This window comes from Mycobacterium sp. (assembly GCF_049647605.1).
Classification (GTDB): domain Bacteria; phylum Actinomycetota; class Actinomycetes; order Mycobacteriales; family Mycobacteriaceae; genus Mycobacterium.
This window is the reverse complement of sequence record NZ_JBARXZ010000138.1, coordinates 1-18,494: the sequence shown is the minus strand read 5'-3', so window position 1 is coordinate 18,494 and position 18,494 is coordinate 1. Positions and strand designations below refer to the sequence as shown.

Annotated in this window: 17 protein-coding genes; 12 read left to right on the top strand and 5 right to left on the bottom strand. The window is 65.7% G+C overall.

Annotated elements, in window-relative coordinates; translation table 11 throughout:
* Both WBB07_RS18255 and WBB07_RS18250 read left to right on the top strand, forming a co-directional pair.
* On the top strand, nt 1–511 hold a 511-nt coding region (locus tag WBB07_RS18255), incomplete at its 5' end, for a thiamine pyrophosphate-dependent enzyme (protein ID WP_526309808.1).
* 52 nt (nt 512–563) lie between these two features.
* Nucleotides 564–959, top strand: a complete 396-nt coding sequence (locus tag WBB07_RS18250) for a VOC family protein (protein WP_526309807.1) — start codon at nt 564–566, stop codon at nt 957–959.
* A gap of 27 nt (nt 960–986) precedes the next feature.
* Here the strand turns inward: WBB07_RS18250 and WBB07_RS18245 are convergent, their stop codons facing one another.
* The 5 genes from WBB07_RS18245 to WBB07_RS18225 are packed head-to-tail and all read right to left on the bottom strand — an operon-like array spanning nt 987 to nt 7,523.
* Complete coding sequence (locus WBB07_RS18245) at nt 987–2,114, bottom strand: aromatic ring-hydroxylating oxygenase subunit alpha (protein ID WP_526309806.1); 1,128 nt, start codon at nt 2,112–2,114, stop codon at nt 987–989.
* Entirely contained in the window at nt 2,111–3,661 is a 1,551-nt protein-coding gene (locus WBB07_RS18240) for an FAD-binding protein (RefSeq protein ID WP_526309805.1), read from the bottom strand. Before WBB07_RS18240 ends, WBB07_RS18245 begins: the two co-directional genes overlap by 4 nt.
* Nucleotides 3,658–5,199 (bottom strand): long-chain-fatty-acid--CoA ligase FadD17, encoded by a 1,542-nt coding sequence (gene fadD17 / locus WBB07_RS18235; protein WP_526309804.1) that lies wholly within the window; start codon nt 5,197–5,199, stop codon nt 3,658–3,660. Before fadD17 ends, WBB07_RS18240 begins: the two co-directional genes overlap by 4 nt.
* Nucleotides 5,200–5,202: 3 nt before the next feature.
* Nucleotides 5,203–6,324 carry an acyl-CoA dehydrogenase family protein gene (locus WBB07_RS18230; protein WP_526309803.1) on the bottom strand — a complete coding sequence of 374 codons (1,122 nt, stop codon included), beginning with the start codon at nt 6,322–6,324 and terminating at the stop codon, nt 5,203–5,205.
* A gap of 17 nt (nt 6,325–6,341) precedes the next feature.
* A complete protein-coding gene (locus WBB07_RS18225) occupies nt 6,342–7,523 on the bottom strand; it encodes an acyl-CoA dehydrogenase family protein (protein WP_526309802.1) in 1,182 nt (393 codons plus the stop codon).
* 166 nt (nt 7,524–7,689) lie between these two features.
* On the opposite strand from WBB07_RS18225, the gene WBB07_RS18220 reads away from it, so the two are divergent.
* From WBB07_RS18220 to WBB07_RS18175, 10 genes are all read left to right on the top strand, one after another.
* Nucleotides 7,690–7,881 carry a ferredoxin gene (locus WBB07_RS18220; protein WP_526309801.1) on the top strand — a complete coding sequence of 64 codons (192 nt, stop codon included), beginning with the start codon at nt 7,690–7,692 and terminating at the stop codon, nt 7,879–7,881.
* Nucleotides 7,882–7,885: 4 nt separating this feature from the next.
* Nucleotides 7,886–8,818 (top strand): 3-oxoacyl-ACP reductase, encoded by a 933-nt coding sequence (locus WBB07_RS18215; protein ID WP_526309810.1) that lies wholly within the window; start codon nt 7,886–7,888, stop codon nt 8,816–8,818.
* Nucleotides 8,819–9,091: 273 nt separating this feature from the next.
* Nucleotides 9,092–9,856: an MlaE family ABC transporter permease gene (locus WBB07_RS18210; protein ID WP_526309800.1), complete on the top strand. Its 765-nt coding sequence runs from the start codon at nt 9,092–9,094 to the stop codon at nt 9,854–9,856.
* A gap of 49 nt (nt 9,857–9,905) precedes the next feature.
* Nucleotides 9,906–10,760 (top strand): MlaE family ABC transporter permease, encoded by an 855-nt coding sequence (locus WBB07_RS18205; RefSeq protein ID WP_526309799.1) that lies wholly within the window; start codon nt 9,906–9,908, stop codon nt 10,758–10,760.
* A 6-nt stretch (nt 10,761–10,766) separates the two neighbouring features.
* Nucleotides 10,767–11,969 (top strand): MCE family protein, encoded by a 1,203-nt coding sequence (locus tag WBB07_RS18200; protein WP_526309798.1) that lies wholly within the window; start codon nt 10,767–10,769, stop codon nt 11,967–11,969.
* Nucleotides 11,969–13,006: an MCE family protein gene (locus WBB07_RS18195; protein ID WP_526309797.1), complete on the top strand. Its 1,038-nt coding sequence runs from the start codon at nt 11,969–11,971 to the stop codon at nt 13,004–13,006. The genes WBB07_RS18200 and WBB07_RS18195 overlap by 1 nt, the downstream gene beginning before the upstream one ends.
* A complete protein-coding gene (locus tag WBB07_RS18190; RefSeq protein ID WP_526309809.1) occupies nt 12,993–14,054 on the top strand; it encodes an MCE family protein in 1,062 nt (353 codons plus the stop codon). Before WBB07_RS18195 ends, WBB07_RS18190 begins: the two co-directional genes overlap by 14 nt.
* Nucleotides 14,051–15,493, top strand: a complete 1,443-nt coding sequence (locus tag WBB07_RS18185; protein ID WP_526309796.1) for an MCE family protein — start codon at nt 14,051–14,053, stop codon at nt 15,491–15,493. Before WBB07_RS18190 ends, WBB07_RS18185 begins: the two co-directional genes overlap by 4 nt.
* Nucleotides 15,490–16,668, top strand: a complete 1,179-nt coding sequence (locus WBB07_RS18180) for an MCE family protein (RefSeq protein ID WP_526309795.1) — start codon at nt 15,490–15,492, stop codon at nt 16,666–16,668. Before WBB07_RS18185 ends, WBB07_RS18180 begins: the two co-directional genes overlap by 4 nt.
* On the top strand, nt 16,668–18,356 hold the full coding sequence (locus WBB07_RS18175; RefSeq protein WP_526309794.1) for an MCE family protein: 1,689 nt from the start codon (nt 16,668–16,670) through the stop codon (nt 18,354–18,356). Before WBB07_RS18180 ends, WBB07_RS18175 begins: the two co-directional genes overlap by 1 nt.
* Nucleotides 18,357–18,494: the final 138 nt, after the last annotated feature.

Sequence of the window (18,494 nt, the reverse complement as noted above, 5' to 3'; positions counted from 1 at the left end):
CGCCATCATCGTCGACGAGTCCAACACCGGAGGGTTGGCACTGCCCGCGGCCACCGCCGGGGCGCCGCCACACGACGTGCTGACATTGACCGGCGGTGCCATCGGCTACGGCCTGCCCGCATCCATCGGCGCGGCCGTCGCGGCCCCGGACCGGCCCGTGCTGGCCCTGCAGGCCGACGGCTCGGCGATGTACACCATCTCCGCGCTGTGGACCCAGGCCCGGGAGAACCTCGACGTCACCACCGTCATCTACAACAACGGCGCCTACGACATCCTGCGGGTGGAGTTGCAACGGGTCGGCGCGCAGGTGGCGGGCACGCCCGGAACCCCAGCCCACGATCTACTCGACATCGGCCGTCCCACACTGGATTTTGTGTCCATTGCAGCGGGGATGGGTGTCCCCGGCCGGCGGGTGAGCACCGGTGAAGAGCTCACCGCAGCACTCCAGTGGGCATTCGCCGAGCCCGGCCCACACCTGATCGAGGCGATCGTCCCGTCGCTGCTGTCCTGAATCCGCGGTCAGCGGGGTTCTCGGCGGCCACGGTGCGGGATACCGTGGATGGATGAGTATTGCGCTGTCTTCCGTTGTCGTCGAGATCGTGGCCAGTGACCTGGAGCGATCGCTGGCGTTCTATCGGTTACTCGGGCTGGAGGTGCCCGCCGCTGCCGGGCCGCACGTCGAAGTCGAGCTCCCGGGCGGTAACCGGTTGGCGTTCGACACCGAGGACACCATCGCCGGCATGCATCCGGGCTGGGTGCCGCCACAATCGGCGGGCCGGGTGGCTCTCGCGTTCGAGGTGACACAGCCGCAGGACGTCGACAGTCTCTACTCGCAGCTCATCGCGGCCGGCCACCCCGGCACCCTGGAGCCGTTCGATGCGCCGTGGGGGCAGCGGTATGCGACCGTCACCGACCCCGACGGCACCTCGGTAGACCTGTTCGCCGCGCTGCCCAGCTGAGGCTCGGCCCGCCGGAACGGATTGACCTCAGGTCACCGGCACCCGCTTGGCGAGGTTCTCCGTGACCTCTTGCTGCCAGATGTCGTAAGCGTGGGTGGTGTCGACTTCCTGCTCGAACCGGTCGGTCATCTCGGAGGTGACGTCGGCGGCGTCGACGTAGAACTGCTCGTACCAGCGGCGGTGCTGGTACACCGCGCCGTCCTCCTCGGTGAGCAGCGGGTTGTCGATCCGGGTCTTGTTCTTCCAGATCTCGACGTCCTCGCCGAACCCGTCCCCGAACGACTTGTTCATCGCCGCAGCGAGTCTGGCGGCCTTGTCTGCGGGCAGGCCCGGCATCGACTGCACCGACACGCCCCATTGGAGCCGGAACGAGTTGTGCGACACCGGATAGTGACAGTTGATGAGCGCCACCTCGACGGTGAAATCAGGGCCCAGATCATTGTGCAACCAGTTGATCATGTACGCCGGCCCGAAATAGGTGGCCTCGGAACGCAGATACGTTCCGTCCCAGAGCTTGTCGGGATCGGCGGTGTAGTCGGGTCGAGGTTTGGATTCCATGAACTGGCTGGCGGTGTGACCTTCGATGACGTTCTTGAAGTAGGTCGGGTAGGCGTGGTGAATGTAGAAGAAATGCGCCATGTCGACGTTGTTGTCGACGATCTCGCGGCAGTGCGCGCCCTCGATCAGGATCGAACTCCACTGCCAGGGCGACCACCGGCCCTCGTCATAGCCCTCGATGGTGGGTGGGGTCAATTCCGGTGCGGGGGTGGACCCTTCGGGATCGTGCCAGACCAGCAGCTGACCGTTGACCTCGGTGGTGAGCCAACTGCGGGTGCGTGCGAGCCGGGGGGTGCGTTTGGCGTAGGGGACCAGCTTGCATCTGCCGTCACCGCCCCAGCGCCAGTCGTGGAACGGGCAGGCGATCTCATCACCTTTGACGCTGCCGTGGGCCAGGTCGCCGCCCATGTGCCTGCAGTAGCCGTCGAGTACTTGCAGGTTCCCGTGGCTGTCGGAGAACACCACAAGACGGTCGCCGAAGGCATCGATGCCGTGTGGGTTGCCGTCGCGGAACCCGTCAGCGAGCCCGAGACAGTGCCAGCCCCGCGCAAACCGGGTCATGGCGGTGCCGGTGTCGATCTCGCGGATCTCGGTCATGTCGAATCCCTTCCCGCCATGTCCCGCACAGCCAGGTGGCTGTAGACCATGCTGGTGCCGATCGGATTTCCGCCACCGGGATAGGTGGTCCCACTGGGTGCTGCCATGGTGTTGCCCGCCGCGTAGAGGCCGGGAATCACCGCGCCGTCGGTGGCCAGCACCCGGCCGGCGGTGTCGGTGCGCAGACCACCCTTGGTGCCCAGGTCGGAGATGCCGAAGGCGGCTGCGTGGAAAGGGGGTTGACGAATCGGATACAGCGGCGCCGCCCCGCCGGAGAATGCGCGGTCGTACGGCTCATCGCCACGTCCGAAGTCGGGGTCGACACCACTGTCGGCGGACTCGTTGAAACGGGCCACGCTGTGCACCAAATTCTCTGCGGGAACACCGATCTCGGTGGCCAGCTGCTCGAGGGTGTCCGCGGTTCGCCACAGCCCGGCGTTGACATAGTCCTGTGGATCCGCCATCGACACGTTGGTAGCCTTGACCGGCGGCACCAGGCCCTCGGTGTCGTCGTAGACCATCCAGAACGGCAGTGACACCGATCCGGCGGCGATGGCGGCGACCACCTCCCGTCCCAACCGGTCGTACGGCGCCGACTCGTTGACAAACCGCTCTCCGTGGTCGTCGACAAAGATGCCGCCGGTGAACCACAGCGCAAACGCCGACCGGCCATCCGGATGGGTGAGACCGGGGGACCACCACGCCTGGTCCATCAGATCGACATCGGCGCCGACGGCCATCCCGGCCAGATGCGCCTTCCCCTGATTTCCGTACGGTCCCATGGTGTCTCGCGCCGACCCGGGAACGCCGAAGCGCTCCCGCAGGGCGGTGTTGTGTTCGAACCCGCCCGCGGCCAGCAGCACCCCGCGGTGGGCCCGGATCGCCGTGGCCGCACCGTCTCGTTCGACGACGGCGCCGACCACGGCACCGTCTTCGACGACAAGTTCCACCAGCGTGGTGGACAGCCGAGCGCAGCTGTGTGGATACTGCCGGGCGGCGATGAGCAATCGGGCCACCAGTGCGCGGCCGCCGACAAAGTAGTCCTCGGGTACCGGCGCGCCGAGCCGGTCGGAATCCAGAGGACCCCGGACCGATTCGCGTAGATCCGGGGCCGCCGACACTCGCAGTGGCTTGGCCGCGATGTGGCGCAGACCGTCGGCGCGCGCTTTGGGGGCCTTGCCGAAGTAGTCCGGCCACGGCAGCACCTGGAACTTCAACTGCTCGTCGGCTTCGAGGTATGCGATCAGTGGTGCCCCGGCACGGACGTAGGTCTCCTGCAGGGCACGGGGTGTCCGGTCACCGACGACTGAGGTGTAGTACTCGACCGCATCGTCGAGGGTGTCGTCGCTGCCGGCGCGTTGCAGCACCGGGTTGGTGGGAAACCACATGCCGCCGCCACCGGAATAGGCCGTGGTGCCGCCGAATTTGTCGGTGGCCTCGACCAGGATCACGTGCAGACCTTCGCGGGCGGCGGTGTAGGCGCCGGTGACCCCGCCGGCACCTGAGCCGGCCACCAACACGTCACATTCCTCGTCCCAGTCGGTCATCGCACACCCCGACGGGCCGGCCGGGCGATCGAGTGCACCTGGTCGGTGCAGTCGAGGCCTTCAGCCGTGAGTTGGCGTTTGAGGATCTTGAACGTCTCGGTGCGTGGCAGGCTCTGTGCCACCCGGAGGTAGGACGGCCACTGTTTGGGGCCGAGATCCTCCTGTTCGTCCAGGAAGTCGTGAAACTCCGTGATGTCGAAGGGCTGACCGGCAGGCAGTACCACCGCCGCCATCACCTGATCGCCCACCGCGGGATCCGGTATGGGGTAGACCGCCACCTCGGTGATGCCGGGGTAGCGCATCAGGATGCGCTCGATCGGTGCGGTGCCGAGATTCTCGCCGTCGACCCGCATCCAGTCGCCGAGCCGGCCGGCAAAGTAGGCGAACCCCGCTTCGTCGCGGTAGCCCAGGTCGCCGCTGTGATAGATACCGCCGGCCATCCGCTGCGCCTCTGCGGCGGGATCGTTGTAGTAGCCCATGAATTGTCCCGCGCCGTCGAGGTTCACGATCTCACCGACCACCCCCGGTGGGCAGGGATCGCCGGTTTCGACATCGACGATCGCGACGCCGTTGGCCAATGGTCCCAGCGCGCCGTCCGGGGTGTCCGGCGTCCTGGCGATGGCAACCCCGCCTTCGCTGGAGCCGAACCCGTCGACCACTTGAACGCCGAACCGGGTGGCGAACCGGTCCAGGTCCGCCGGGGCGCCCTCATTGCCGTAGGCGACCCGCAACGGGTTGTCGGCGTCATCGGCACGTGGTTCGGTGGCCAGGATGTAGGACAGTGGTTTGCCCACATAGTTGGCGTAGGTGGCTCCGAACCGGCGGACGTCTGGGAAGAACTGTGAAGCGGAGAACTTGCGCCGCAGCGCGATCGACGCACCGGCGGCCACCGCGGGCCCCCAGCCGGCCATGATGGCGTTGGAGTGGAACAGCGGCATCGACAGGTAACAGGTGTCGGAGGGGCCCAGCCCGAATCGCTCGGCGAGCATCACGCCGGGGAAGGCCACCTTGGCGTGGGTGCACCGCACCGCCTTGGGATCACCACTGGTGCCGGAGGTGAAGATCAGCATGAACAGGTCGTCCGGATCTGCCACCGGAAACGTCACCGGCGCATCCCGGTAGGACTCCAATTCCTGGGCCCACTCCGGCGAATCGATGTCGACGGCGACCACCCCCGGTGCCGCGCTGTCGCGGTCGGCGAGCACGAACTGGCAGTCGGCATGGTCGATATCGCGTTGCAGTGCGGCACCGCGACGAGTCGGATTCAGGCCGACCGGAACCAGACCTCCGAGCGCCGCGGCCACCAGCGTCGTACTGAAGAAGGGAGTATTGCCCAACAGGACCCCGACATGTGGGGGCCGGTCCGGGTCGAGTCGGGCACGCAACGCCGCCGCCAAGGCGGCGGCGTTGCGAATATGGTTGCGCCAGCTGACAAAAGTGGTCAGTTCACCTGAACCGGATCCAGCGACACTCGACACCCCTCGATGGTCGACGTCGGCCAGCGGAGCCAGCAGGTCGGTGACAGTCGGCTGACGCATCGGCTAGGCGGGTGTTTCGGCCAGTTCGCGGCCGATCGCCAGCAAGGCGCCCGTGGCACTACCGAGGGTGAACTCGGTCTGTTTGGCGGCCAAGAAGTATCGGTGCACCGGGTGGTCCATGTCGATTCCGACACCACCGTGTATGTGCACCGTGGTGTGTGCCACCCGATGTCCGGCTTCGGCTGCCCAGAACGCCGCGGAACGGACGTCGATCTCGGCAGGTAGATCCTCGGACAGCCGCCAGGCTGCCTGCGTCAAGGTCAATCGCAGACCCTTGATGTCGATATACCCGTCGGCCAGCCGTGAGGACACCGCCTGGAAGCTGCCGATCGGCCGGTCGAACTGCTCGCGCTCGCGGGCGTAGGCGGCGGTGAGTTCCAGGGCTCGCTCGAGAATGCCGAGCTGAAAGGCGCTGCGCCCGAAGAGTGCTTGGTTGACCAGCCAGTCCAGCACTGCCTGGCCTTCCCCGATACCCCCCACCACCCGGTCCGCGCCGACTTCCACGTCGTGGAGTTCGAGGTGACCGACGCTGCCGTGGCCGGTGGTGTCCACTGCCGTGACGGTGACGCCGGGGGAATCGGCGGCGACCAGGAACACCGTGGTGCCGGAACCTGTTTCGGCAGGCACCAGGAATGCGTCTGCCACCGGCGCGTAGCCGACTTGGGCGCGGGTCCCGGTCAGCCGGTGACCGCCGTCGGTCGCCACGGCCTGGACCGGGCCCTCGCCCATCTCGCCGTCGGTGGCGACGGTCAGGATCGTGGTCCCTGCGACCGCGGGCACTGCCCACTCTTGCTGCAGTGCCTGCGAGCCGAACGTGGCCAGTGCGCCCGCACCCAACACTGCCGATTCGAGATAGGGGATCGCGGCCAGCTGCCTGCCGAGTGCCACCAGGATCGCGACCTGTTCCAGCACGCCGAACCCGCCGCCGCCCAATGATTCCGGGGCTGCCGCCGACACGATGTCGGCATCGATCACCTTGCGCCACAGGTCCTTGTCGAAGCGTCCGCCTGCGGAGAGCCCCAGCCCGTCGAGCTCACGTTGATGCTCGGGGGTGCACACCGATTCGGTGATGGTACGGACCAGCCCGCCGAGATCGTCGGCGGCTTCAGTTGTCGAAAAGTCCACGCGAAATCCTCCTCTTCCTACCGGTTCACCCGGGGTAGCCCGAGTGCCACCATGCCGATGATGTCGCGCTGGATCTCATTGGTGCCGCCGCCAAAGGTCAGGATCAGCGCCGATCGGTGCAGCCGTTCGATCCGACCCCGCAGCAGGGCTCCGTCGGAGCCGGCCCGCAGCGTCGCCGAGGTGCCCAGCACCTCCATCAGCAGCCGATAGGCCTCGGTGGCCAGCTCGGTGCCGTACACCTTGGCCGCCGACGCGTCGGCCGGTGACGGTGCGGCATCGGAGGCCGAGGCCAGCTCCCAGTTGATGAGTTTGAGAACCTCGGCCTTGGCGTGCACCCGGGCGAGATTGAGCTGTACCCACTCCGAGTCGATCAGCCGATTGCCGCGGGCGTCCTTGGTGTGCTGCGCCCATTCGCGCACCGCACCCAGCGCGACGTAGATCGGCTGGGCGGACACCAGCGCGACCCGCTCGTGGTTGAGCTGATTGGTGACCAGCTTCCACCCGGCATTCTCCTCACCGACCAGGCTGCTCACCGGTACCCGCAGGTCCTGGTAGTAGGTGGCGCTGGTGTCGACTCCGGACATGGTGTGCACGGGGGTCCACGAGAAACCCTCGGCGGTGGTGGGCACGATCAACATCGAGATGCCACGGTGCTTCTTGGCCTCGGGATTGGTGCGCACCGCCAGCCAGACATAGTCGGCGTAGGCGATCAGCGACGTCCACATCTTCTGGCCGTTGATCACGTAGTCGTCGCCGTCGCGGACCGCGGTGGTCCGCAGGCTGGCCAGGTCGGTACCCGCGCCGGGTTCGGAGTAGCCGATCGCGAAGTGCAGATCTCCGGCGGCGATCTTGGGCAGGAAGAACTTCTTCTGCTCGTCGGTGCCGAACGCCATGATCGTCGGCGCCACACTGTTGATGGTCAGGAACGGCACCGGCACATTCGCGATGGCCGCCTCGTCGTTGAAGATCAGGCCTTCCATCGGTGTGCGGGCCTGGCCGCCGTACTCCTTCGGCCAGGACAGCGTGAGCCAGCCGTCCTTGCCCATCTGGGCGACGGTCTCGCGGTAGACATTGCCCCGGCCCATCTCTCCGTCGCTCGACGCCAGTGCCTCGGCGCGTTCCGGGGTCATGAGCTTGGTGAAGTACGCACGCAACTCGCGACGTAGTTCCTCCTGCTCGGGGGTATAGCCGATCCGCATGGGCGACTTCCTCACTGCTCTTGTACATCTGCATCGGGTAACCGGTTTATCATCCTCGTTGTAACACGTTCTAGTGTTGGGGTCCAGGATGGTTCTGCCGGTCTGCATTCGAGGGCCACTCAAATCGGGTGGTCCCAGACCGGCCTCGGGTCGCGAGGAGGATGTCATGCGGGTTGAAGTAGACCGCGATCGCTGCGAAGGTAACGCTGTGTGCGTGGGAATCGCGCCAGACCTGTTCGATCTGGACGACGATGACTATGCCGTGGTGAAAGTCGACAACATCCCCCCGGACCAGGAGCATCTGGCCGAGCAATCGGTCGTCGAGTGCCCCCGGGCCGCCCTGATCCGCAAAGACTAGAGGTATTCGTATCTTGACGAACTCGAGCTCAGACCAGACCGCGATCGACCTGTCCGGAAAGGTGGCTGTGGTGACCGGCGCGGCCGCCGGGCTCGGCCGCGCCGAAGCGATTGGACTCGCCCAATCGGGAGCCACCGTCGTCGTCAACGACATCGCCAGGGCCATCGACGGCTCCGACGTGCTCGACGAGATCAGTGCGGCCGGTGCCAAAGCGATCGCGGTGGCCGGTGACATCAGCCAGCGCGCCACCGCCGACGAGCTGGTGTCCACCGCCGACGGCCTCGGGGGACTGGACATCGTGGTCAACAACGCGGGGATCACCCGCGACCGGATGCTGTTCAACATGTCCGACGAGGACTGGGATGCCGTCATCGCCGTGCATCTGCGCGGGCATTTCCTGCTGACCCGCAACGCGGCCGCATACTGGCGTGCCAAGGCCAAGGAAAACGACGGAAAAGTGTTCGGCCGCTTGGTCAACACCTCCTCGGAGGCCGGTCTGGCCGGGCCGCCCGGGCAGGCGAACTACGGCGCGGCCAAGGCTGGGATCACCGCACTGACCATGTCGGCCGCCCGGAGCCTCGAGCGGTACGGGGTGCGCGCCAACGCCATTTGCCCGCGGGCCCGGACCGCGATGACCGCCGACGTCTTCGGCGACGCGCCGGACCTGGCCACGGGTGAGGTCGATGATCTGTCGCCCGAACATGTTGTCACGCTGGTGCGGTTCCTGTCGTCACCCGCGGCGGATCGTGTCAACGGCCAGGTGTTCATCGTCTACGGGCCGTCGGTCACATTGGTGGCCGCACCCACTGCCGAGTATCAGTTCACCGCTGATGGGCCGGCTTGGGCACCTGCAGATCTGAGTGGCACTCTCGAGAGCTACTTTGCTGGACGTGACCCTGAGCTGAGCTTTTCGGCGATCGGGTTGATGAGCAACTGAGGTTGTCATCGCGGCAAGATCTGCAGGTCGAAGAGCTAGAACACGTTGCAGAAAAGGTTCGGCTGCAGTGGTCGTGACCTGGACATATTTGGTCTGAATGTCTTATTTCGCAGTTCTTTGACACTGCGAACATGTTCTAGTTACTATGATCCGGCTCACAGTGTTCGACGCCTGGAAACGGGGCGTGGAGCGGTTGGCCCATTACCCTCCTTGACTTCGCCAAGCCTGTTAGAGTCCGGATTTCGAAGCCGGTCTAGCTAGAAGGGAACAACGTTGATCGAACAGCTCGCGGTTCCTGCCCGGGCTGTCGGCGGCTTCGTCGAGATGTCCTTCGACACCTTCCGGGCCTGTTTCCGCCGGCCGTTCCAGTTTCGGGAATTCCTCGACCAGACGTGGATGATCGCCAAGGTCTCCCTGGTCCCCACACTGTTGGTGGCCATTCCGTTCACCGTGTTGGTCGCCTTCACTCTCAACATCCTCCTTCGGGAGATCGGTGCTGCCGATCTGTCAGGGGCCGGAACGGCTTTCGGCACCATCACCCAGCTGGGGCCCGTCGTCACAGTGCTCGTCATCGCCGGCGCCGGCGCGACAGCCATCTGCGCGGATCTGGGAGCTCGCACCATCCGTGAAGAGATCGACGCGATGCGTGTCCTCGGTATCGATCCGATCCACCGTCTCGTCGTACCTCGGGTGCTGGCCTCGACTTTCGTCGCCCTGCTGCTCAATGGTCTGGTCTGTGCCATTGGATTGTCCGGGGGCTATGTGTTCTCCGTGTTTCTCCAGGGAGTCAACCCCGGTGCGTTCATCAATGGGCTCACCGTGCTGACCGGTCTGCCCGAGCTGCTGCTCGCCGAGGTCAAAGCGCTGCTGTTCGGGGTGGTCGCCGGGCTCGTCGGCTGTTATCGCGGTCTGACGGTGCAGGGTGGGCCCAAAGGGGTGGGCATCGCGGTGAACGAGACCGTGGTCTACGCCTTCATCTGCTTGTTCGTGATCAACGTGATCATGACCGCCATCGGCGTTCGGATGCTGTCATCGTGAGAATCGCAGCGGGGGTGCCGGCGCTGACGCGCGTGGCGGGAGGCCGACAATGAGCGGGTTCCCCAGTTATGACGCGACACTACGGCTGAAGCGGTTCTTCTCCGGCGCGCCGCGCATCGTCGACAACTTCGGCGAACAGGCATTGTTCTACGGGGAGTCGATTCGCTACATCCCCAACGCGCTGACCCGATACCGGCGTGAAACGGTGCGATTGATCGCCGAGATGACCATGGGCGTAGGCGCATTGGCCATCATCGGTGGCACCGTCGGCGTCGCGGCCTTCATGACGCTGGCCTCCGGCGGCGTGATCGCCGTCCAGGGTTACTCGTCGCTGGGCAATATCGGCATCGAGGCGCTCACCGGCTTCCTGTCGGCGTTCTTGAACGTGCGCATCGTGGCCCCGGTCATTGCCGGTATCGCGTTGGCGGCCACCATCGGCGCGGGAACCACCGCGCAACTCGGAGCAATGCGGGTCGCCGAGGAGATCGATGCGGTGGAATCAATGGCGGTGCACTCGGTGTCCTACCTGGTGTCCACCCGGCTGATCGCCGGGCTGATCGCCATCGTCCCGCTGTACGCGCTGTCGGTGCTGGCCGCGTTTTTTGCCGCGAGGTTCACCACGGTGTTCATCAACGGCCAGTCAGCGGGCCTCTACGACCACTACTTCAACACCTTCCTGGTGCCCAGTGACCTGTTGTGGTCCTTCCTACAGGCCATCGTGATGTCCATAGCGGTGATGCTGGTGCACACCTACTACGGCTACAACGCATCCGGCGGCCCGGTCGGGGTGGGGATCGCCGTCGGTAAAGCGGTGCGCACCTCACTGATCGTTGTCGTCACGATCGTCCTGTTCATCTCACTCGCCGTCTACGGCGGGTCCGGCAACTTCAACCTGTCGGGGTAGCGGGACATGGCGGACGGACAAGCGAAGCGCGCACACGTCAGGATCGCTGCGGCGGTGCTGGCCACGATCATCGCGGCGGCGGCTGTGATCACCTACCTCGGCTACACGGCGGCTTTCACCTCCACCGACACCGTGACGGTGTTGTCGCCACGTGCGGGCCTGGTGATGGAGAAGGACGCCAAGGTCAAATACCGCGGAATCCAGATCGGCAAGGTCTCCAGCATCGAGTACGCCGGTGAACAGGCGATGCTGAATCTGCAGATCAACAGTCGCGATCTGGCCTACATTCCGGCCAACGCCGACGTGAAGATCGCCGGCAACACCGTGTTCGGCGCGAAGTCGGTGGAGTTCATGCCGCCGGAGTCGCCGCTGGGCACCACGCTGCGGCCCGGCGCCACGGTGGCGGCCTCGTCGGTGCAGCTCGAGGTGAACACGCTGTTCCAGACACTCACCGATGTGCTGCACAAGATCGACCCGGTGAACCTGAACGCGACGATGAGCGCCCTCGGCGAAGGGTTGCGCGGCAACGGTGACGACCTCGGCGCATCGATGGCCGGGTTGAACGAATACCTGAGGCAGCTGAATCCCAAAATGCCGGCGGTACAGCGTGATCTGCAGCAGACCGCGCAGGTGGCCAACATCTACGCCGATGCCGCGCCGGATCTCGTCACCGTTCTGGACAACATGCCGGCGCTGAGTGCCACCATCGTCGACCAGCAGGACAACCTCAACGCGACCCTGCTGGCCGCCACCGGGCTGGCGAACACCGGTTACGAGACACTCTCGCCCGCGGCGGCCGACTACATCGCCGCGATCAACCGGGCCCGGGCGCCGCTGAAAGTGGTGGGTGAGTACTCGCCGGTCTTCGGCTGCATACTCAAAGGCGGCGGTCAGGCCGCCGACAAATTCGGCCCGATCATCGGCGGTACCAAACCCGGGCTGTTCGTCTCGTCGAACTTCCTACCCGGTGCCCCGGCCTACACCTACCCCGAAAGCCTCCCGGTGGTGAATGCGACCGGCGGTCCCAACTGCCGTGGCCTGCCGGACATCCCGAGTAAACAACTCGGTGGCAGTTCGTACCGGTCGCCCTTCCTGGTCACCGACAACGCCAACGTGCCGTACGAGCCGAACACCGAGTTGCAGTTCGACGCTCCCTCGACATTGCAGTTCCTGTTCAACGGAGCCTTCGCAGAGCGGGACAGATACTGATGGGCAGCAGAGGCACACCGGTCAAGGTCGGCATCTTCACTGTGGTGATGCTGCTGGTGGCGGCCGGCCTGGTGGTGGTCTTCGGTGAATTCAAGTTCACCACCGGCAACACCTATCATGCGAACTTCGCCAACGCGGCCCGGCTGAAATCGGGGCAGGACGTCCGGATCGCCGGTGTGCCGGTCGGTTCGGTGACGTCGGTGAAGTTGGCTCCGGACAACACGGTCGATGTCACCTTCGACGTCAACAACCGGTACCAGCTCTACACCTCGACGCGGGCCGCGATCCGCTACGAGAACCTGGTCGGCGACCGGTTCCTGGAGATCGCCTCCGGTCCGGGAGAGCTGCGCAAGCTGCCTGCCGGTGCCACCATCTCCAAGGAGAACACCCAGCCCGCGCTCGATCTCGACGCGCTGCTCGGGGGCCTGCGTCCGGTGCTCAAGGGGTTGGACGGCACCAAGGTCAACGAGATCAGCAATGCCGTCATCGAGCTGCTTCAGGGCCAGGGCGGTGCGCTGTCGCAGCTGTTGTCGTCCACCAACTCGTTCACCACCGACCTGGCCGCCCGCGACCAGCTGATCGGCGACGTGGTCAACAACCTCAACACCGTGTTGGGCACCGTGGACTCCAAGACCGCGGAGTTCGATGCCAGCGTCGACCAACTGCAGCAGCTGATCACCGGTTTGGCGCAGGGCCGCGACCCCATCGCCGGGGCCATCGCCCCGCTGGCCTCGGCCGAGACGGACCTCACCGAGATGCTGCAGAACGGCCGCCGGCCGCTGCAAGGTGTGTTGGAGAATCTGCGACCGCTGACCGGTGAGATCGACCGGCGCAAGGCCGAGGTCAACGACGTCATCGAACCACTCGCCGAGAACTACTTGCGGCTCAACGCCCTTGGCGCCTACGGCTCGTTCTTCAACATCTACTACTGCTCGATCCGGATGAAGATCAACGGTCCGGCAGGCTCCGACATCCTGATCCCGTTCGGCGGACCGCCGGACCCGTCCAAGGGGAGGTGCGCTCCTGTCCCAGAGTGACGACGGACGCAACCCTGTCCGTACCGGAATCTTTGGCATCGCCCTGGTGGCATGTCTCGTACTGGTGTCGTTCGGCTACACCAACCTGCCGTTCTGGCCCCAGGGCAAGAAGTACGACGCCTTCTTCTCCGATGCCGGCGGCATCACACCCGGAAATGACGTCAATGTCTCCGGAATCAAGGTCGGCCGCGTCGAGTCGGTCGGTCTGGCCGGTACCGCCGCGCGTGTCACCTTCACCGTCGACCGGGATGTCGCCGTCGGCGACCAGAGCCTGGTCGCCATCAAAACCGACACCGTTCTCGGCCAGAAGTCGCTGGACGTGACACCGGCCGGAAGCGGCGAGTCACGAACGATTCCACTGGGCCGCACCACCACGCCCTACACCCTGGCCACCGCGCTGCAGGATCTGGGCGGCAACGTCCAGGCTCTGGACAAGCCCAAGTTCGAAGAGGCGCTGCAGATCCTGACCGACACGTTGCGGGATGCGACGCCGGAACTGCGCGGCGCCCTCGACGGGGTCACGTCACTGTCGCGCAGCCTCAACGCCCGCGATGAAGCGCTCGGGCAATTGCTGCGGCGCGCCCAGACCGTCACCCAGTCATTGGCGCAGCGATCCAATCAGGTCAACCAGTTGATCGTCGACGGGAACCAGCTGTTTGCGGCCCTGGATGAACGTCGCCAGGCGCTGAGCACACTGATCGCCGGTATCGAGGATGTGTCACAACAGCTCTCCGGTTTTGTCGCCGACAACCGCGAGCAGTTCGGGCCCACCCTGACCAATCTGAACCTGGTGTTGGACAACCTGCTCGAGCGTCGTGAACACCTCGGTGAGGCATTGCGCCGCCTGCCGCCGTATGCCACCGCGCTCGGTGAGGTGGTGGGATCGACCTCGGGCTTCCAGATCAACCTGTACGGCTTGCCGCCGGCGACCATGGCGGAAGTGTTGCTGGACAGCTACTTCCAGCCAGGGAAGCTTCCCGACAGCTTGTCGGACTACTTGAAGGGCCTCATCGCTGAACGCCTCATCATCAGGCCGAAGTCGCCATGAGTGAACGCAGCACCCGTAAGCGGGGTCTTCTCATCGGTGTGGCCATCGTCGTGGTGGCCGCGCTCGGGGTCGGGCTGTACCTGGTATGGCCCGGGCGTGGCAGTCACAAAGTGGTGGCGCTGTTCTCGTCGGCCGTCGGGCTCTACCCGGGTGACGACGTCCGGGTGGTCGGCGTGCCGGTGGGCACCATCGACTCGATCGAACCCACCGCCTCCGACGTGAAGATCACCATGTCGATCTCCGATGATGTCCGGATCCCGGCTGATGCCCGGGCGATCATCGTCGCGCCGAACCTGGTGTCGGCCCGCTTCATTCAGCTGACCCCGGCCTTCGATTCCGCGGTCGGCGGTGAAACCTTGGCCGACGGTGCCACCATCGGCATCGATCGCACCGGAGTGCCCGTCGAGTGGGACGATGTCAAAACCGAGCTCACCAAGCTCTCCCAGCAGCTGGGGCCGCAGAACGGGGGCCTGCAAGGACCGTTGAGCGAGTTCGTCGACCAGGCCGCCACGACGTTCGACGGAAACGGCGACTCGTTCCGCAATGCGCTGCGGGAGCTGTCCCAGACCGCCGGTCGGCTGGGGGATTCCAGTGTCGACCTGTTCGGCACCGTCAAGAACCTGCAGGTCCTGGTCAATGCGTTGTCGCAGAGCAATGAGCAGATCGTGCAGTTCTCCAATCACGTCGCCTCGGTCAGTCAGGTCCTGGCCGACAGCTCACAGGGCCTCGACAACACCCTGGGCACGCTGAACACTGCACTCGAGGATGTGCGTCAGTTCGTCGGGGACAACAACGAGGTCCTGATCAATTCGGTCGACAAGCTGACCGATTTCACCAACCTGCTGACCGAACACAGCGACGACATCGAGCAGGTCCTGCACGTCACGCCCAACGGCCTGGCCAACTTCTACAACATCTACAACCCGGCCCAGGGCACGGTCGGCGGCGCGTTGTCGTTGCCGAACTTCTCGAACCCGGTGCAGTTCATCTGTGGTGGCAACTTCGACAGCGGCGCCAACCCGGACAACTACAAGCGTGCCGAGATCTGCCGGCAGCGCATGGGACCGGTGTTGCGCCGGATCACGATGAACTTCCCGCCGCTGACGTTCCACCCCATCAACAGCATCACGGCGTACAAGGGCCAGATCATCTACGACACCCCGGCCACCGAGGCCAAGGCCCAGACACCGCTGCCGTACCTGCAATGGCAGCCGGCTCCGGGGGTCACCCCGCCGGTCATCCCGCCGGGCGCCACCCTGGGCGACATGGTGTTGCCGCCGCCGCTGGTCGAGGGTCAGGTCTCGCCCGGACCGCCGTACATCGTGGGGAGCGGGCCACCGCCCGGACCCCCGGTGTCACCGGATGCACCTGGGGTGCTGGCACCGCCACCACCGGGGACACCATCGCTGCCACCGCCACCTGCAGGAGCTGGGGGATGACGATGAGACACAAGCTGTTTCAGGCCAGCGCGCTCGGCACCGGCGCGATGATGCTCGCCGGGTGCTCCTTCGGCGGACTGAACTCGCTGAACATGCCGGGCACCCAGGGGCACGGATCGGGTTCGTACACCATCACCGTCGAGCTGCCCGATGTGGCGACGCTGCCGCAGAACTCACCGGTCATGGTCGACGACGTCACCGTCGGCAGCGTGTCGGGGATCGATGCGATGCAGCGCGACGACGGCACGTTCTACGCGGCGGTCCAGCTCTCGCTGGACGGCAACGTGGATCTGCCGGACAACGCCACCGCGCAGGTGGCGCAGACGTCACTGTTGGGCAGTCAGCACATCGAGCTGGTACGACCAGCTGCGGATGCCTCGGCGGCCAGACTCCGGGAGGGCTCCCACATCCCGGAAGCCCGGGCCGGCAGGTATCCGACCACCGAAGAGGTGCTGGCCTCCCTCGGTGTGGTGGTGAACAAGGGCAACCTCGGCGCGCTACAGGATGTCACCGAGGAGCTCTACGCAGCCGTCGCCGGTCGCACCGGCTCGTTTGCCGACCTGCTGCCCCGGCTGGCCGAGTTGACCAGTTCGCTCAACCGGCAGACCGGTGACATCATCGCCGCCGCCGAGGGGCTGGACAGGTTCGCCGGCATCCTCGCGCGCAGCCAGGACAGTCTGGGCAATGCCCTCGATTCCCTGCCCGATGCGCTGAAGGTGTTGAACGCCAACCGGACCAACATCGTCGACACCTTCGCGGCGCTGAACAACTTCGCCGGAGTCGCCGCCGATATCCTGGCCAAGACCAAGGTCGACTTCGCCGAGGACATGAAGGATCTGTACCCGGCGATCAAGGAGCTCAACGACAACGCCGACTACTTGATCAAGGATCTGACGTTCCTGCCGACCTTCCCGTTCCACTACAAGTACCTGCGCCAGGCGGTGCGGGGCGACTACCTCAACGTGTTCGTCACCTTCGACCTCACGCTCCGGCGTCTCGGTGAGTCGATCTTCACCACCTCGGGACTCGACCCGAACATGAAGCGGATGAGTGAGATCCTCACGCCGCCGGACTTCTTGACCGGTTCCATGGCAAATCTGTCAGGTCAGGCCGCGGATCCGTTCAAGATACCGCCGGGCACCGCAACCCAGCACGGACAGGGAGGTGGCGGCTGATGCTCGATCGGCTCTCCAGGATCCAATTGGCGATCTTTGCCGTCGTCACGGTCATCACCGTCGGCGCCGTCGCGATCTTCTACCTGCATGTGCCCGCCAAGGTGGGGATCGGGTCGTACAAGATCGACGCCAATTTTGCTGCCGGCGGCGGCATCTACGAGAACGCCAACGTCACTTATCGCGGTGTCACGATCGGCCGGGTGGAATCTGTCGGTCTGACCGACGACGGTGTGGTCGCCAGCATGCGACTCAACAGCGGCACCCCGGTACCCGACAATGTCACCGCGACCGTGAAGAGCGTGTCGGCCGTCGGCGAGCAATACATCGACCTGGTTCCACCGGCAGATCCGTCGACATCGATGCTGGCGGGCGGAGCCTCCATCGGCCAGGACCGCACCGCGATCGGTCAGGACATTGCGAGCATGCTGGCCGAAGCCGACCTGCTGGTGAGCAGCATCGACAACAGTCGGCTGCAGGACCTTTTGCAGGAAACGTTCAACGCGTTCAACGGCTCCGGGCCGGAGCTGGCCCGGCTTATCCAGTCCTCGCGGCTGCTGATCGACGGGGCGAACAACAGCTACGACCAGACCTCGGCGCTGATCGACCAGGCCGGGCCGTTCCTGGACGCCCAGATCCGCAGCGGCGACGACATCAAATCGTTGGCCGATGGGTTGGCGCGGTTCACCAGTGAGGTGACCCAGGCCGATCCGCAGGTACGCGCGGTACTCCAGACTGCACCCGGTGCCGCCGATGTGGCCTCGACCGCGTTCAGTGGCATCCGGCCGAATTTCCCGATGCTGGCAGCCAACCTGGCCAATCTGGGTCGGATCGGCGTGATCTACCACAAGTCGATCGAACAGGCATTGGTCATCTTCCCGGCGCTGCTCGCGGCGCTGCTGACAGTCGCCGGTGGTGTCCCGGTCGACGAGGGCGGCAAGCTCGACTTCAAGGTCGCCCTGGGTGATCCGCCGACCTGCAACGTGGGTTTCCTTCCGGCGACGGAGATCCGTTCGCCCGGTGACGAGACGCTGCGCGACCTGCCCACCGACCTGTACTGCAAGGCGGCGCAGAACGATCCCACGGTGGTTCGCGGCGCACGCAACTACCCGTGCATGGAGTTCCCCGGTAAGCGGGCTCCCACGGTTCAGCTGTGCCGCGACCCGGTGGGCTTCGTGCCGATCGGGAGTAACCCGTGGCGCGGGCCGCCGATCCCGTACGGAACTCCGGTCGAAGACCCGCGCAATGTGTTGCCGCCGAACAAGTTCCCGATGATCCCGCCGGGAGCTGACTACGATCCGGGACCCCCCGTGGTGCAATTGCCGCCAGGAGTGCAGCCGGGTCCGGGTCCGGCACCGAATGCGCCGTTCCCGCTGCCGGTGCCGCCGAACAACAACGCGCCGCCACCGCCGTGGCCGTTCTTTGCGCCGCCGGACCAGATCGCGCCGCCGTACGGGCGGCCGGCACCGCCGCCTCCGCCTGGGGCACCGGTCCTGCCGCCCCCTCCGGGTGCTCCGCTGCCTGCCGAGGTGCCCCAGCCGATGGCCAGTGGTCCGGCGTTCGCCACCTATGATCAGAACGGAATGTTCATCGACCCGGCAGGTGACATCGGTGTGTACGCCGCAGGCGACGCCGGGCAAGCGCCTGCCGAGAATTGGGTGGACCTCATGCTCGATCCGAGGCCGGTTTGATGGCTGACACGTCGACCGGTGACAGTGACGCCGAGTCGGGGAGCGCTGGAGCGGACTCGTCATCGCCAAAGCCGGTGCGTCGTCGCGCCTCTCGTGCCGCAGGTCCGGCGGGTGAGCCCGCCGGGACCGTGACGGCCC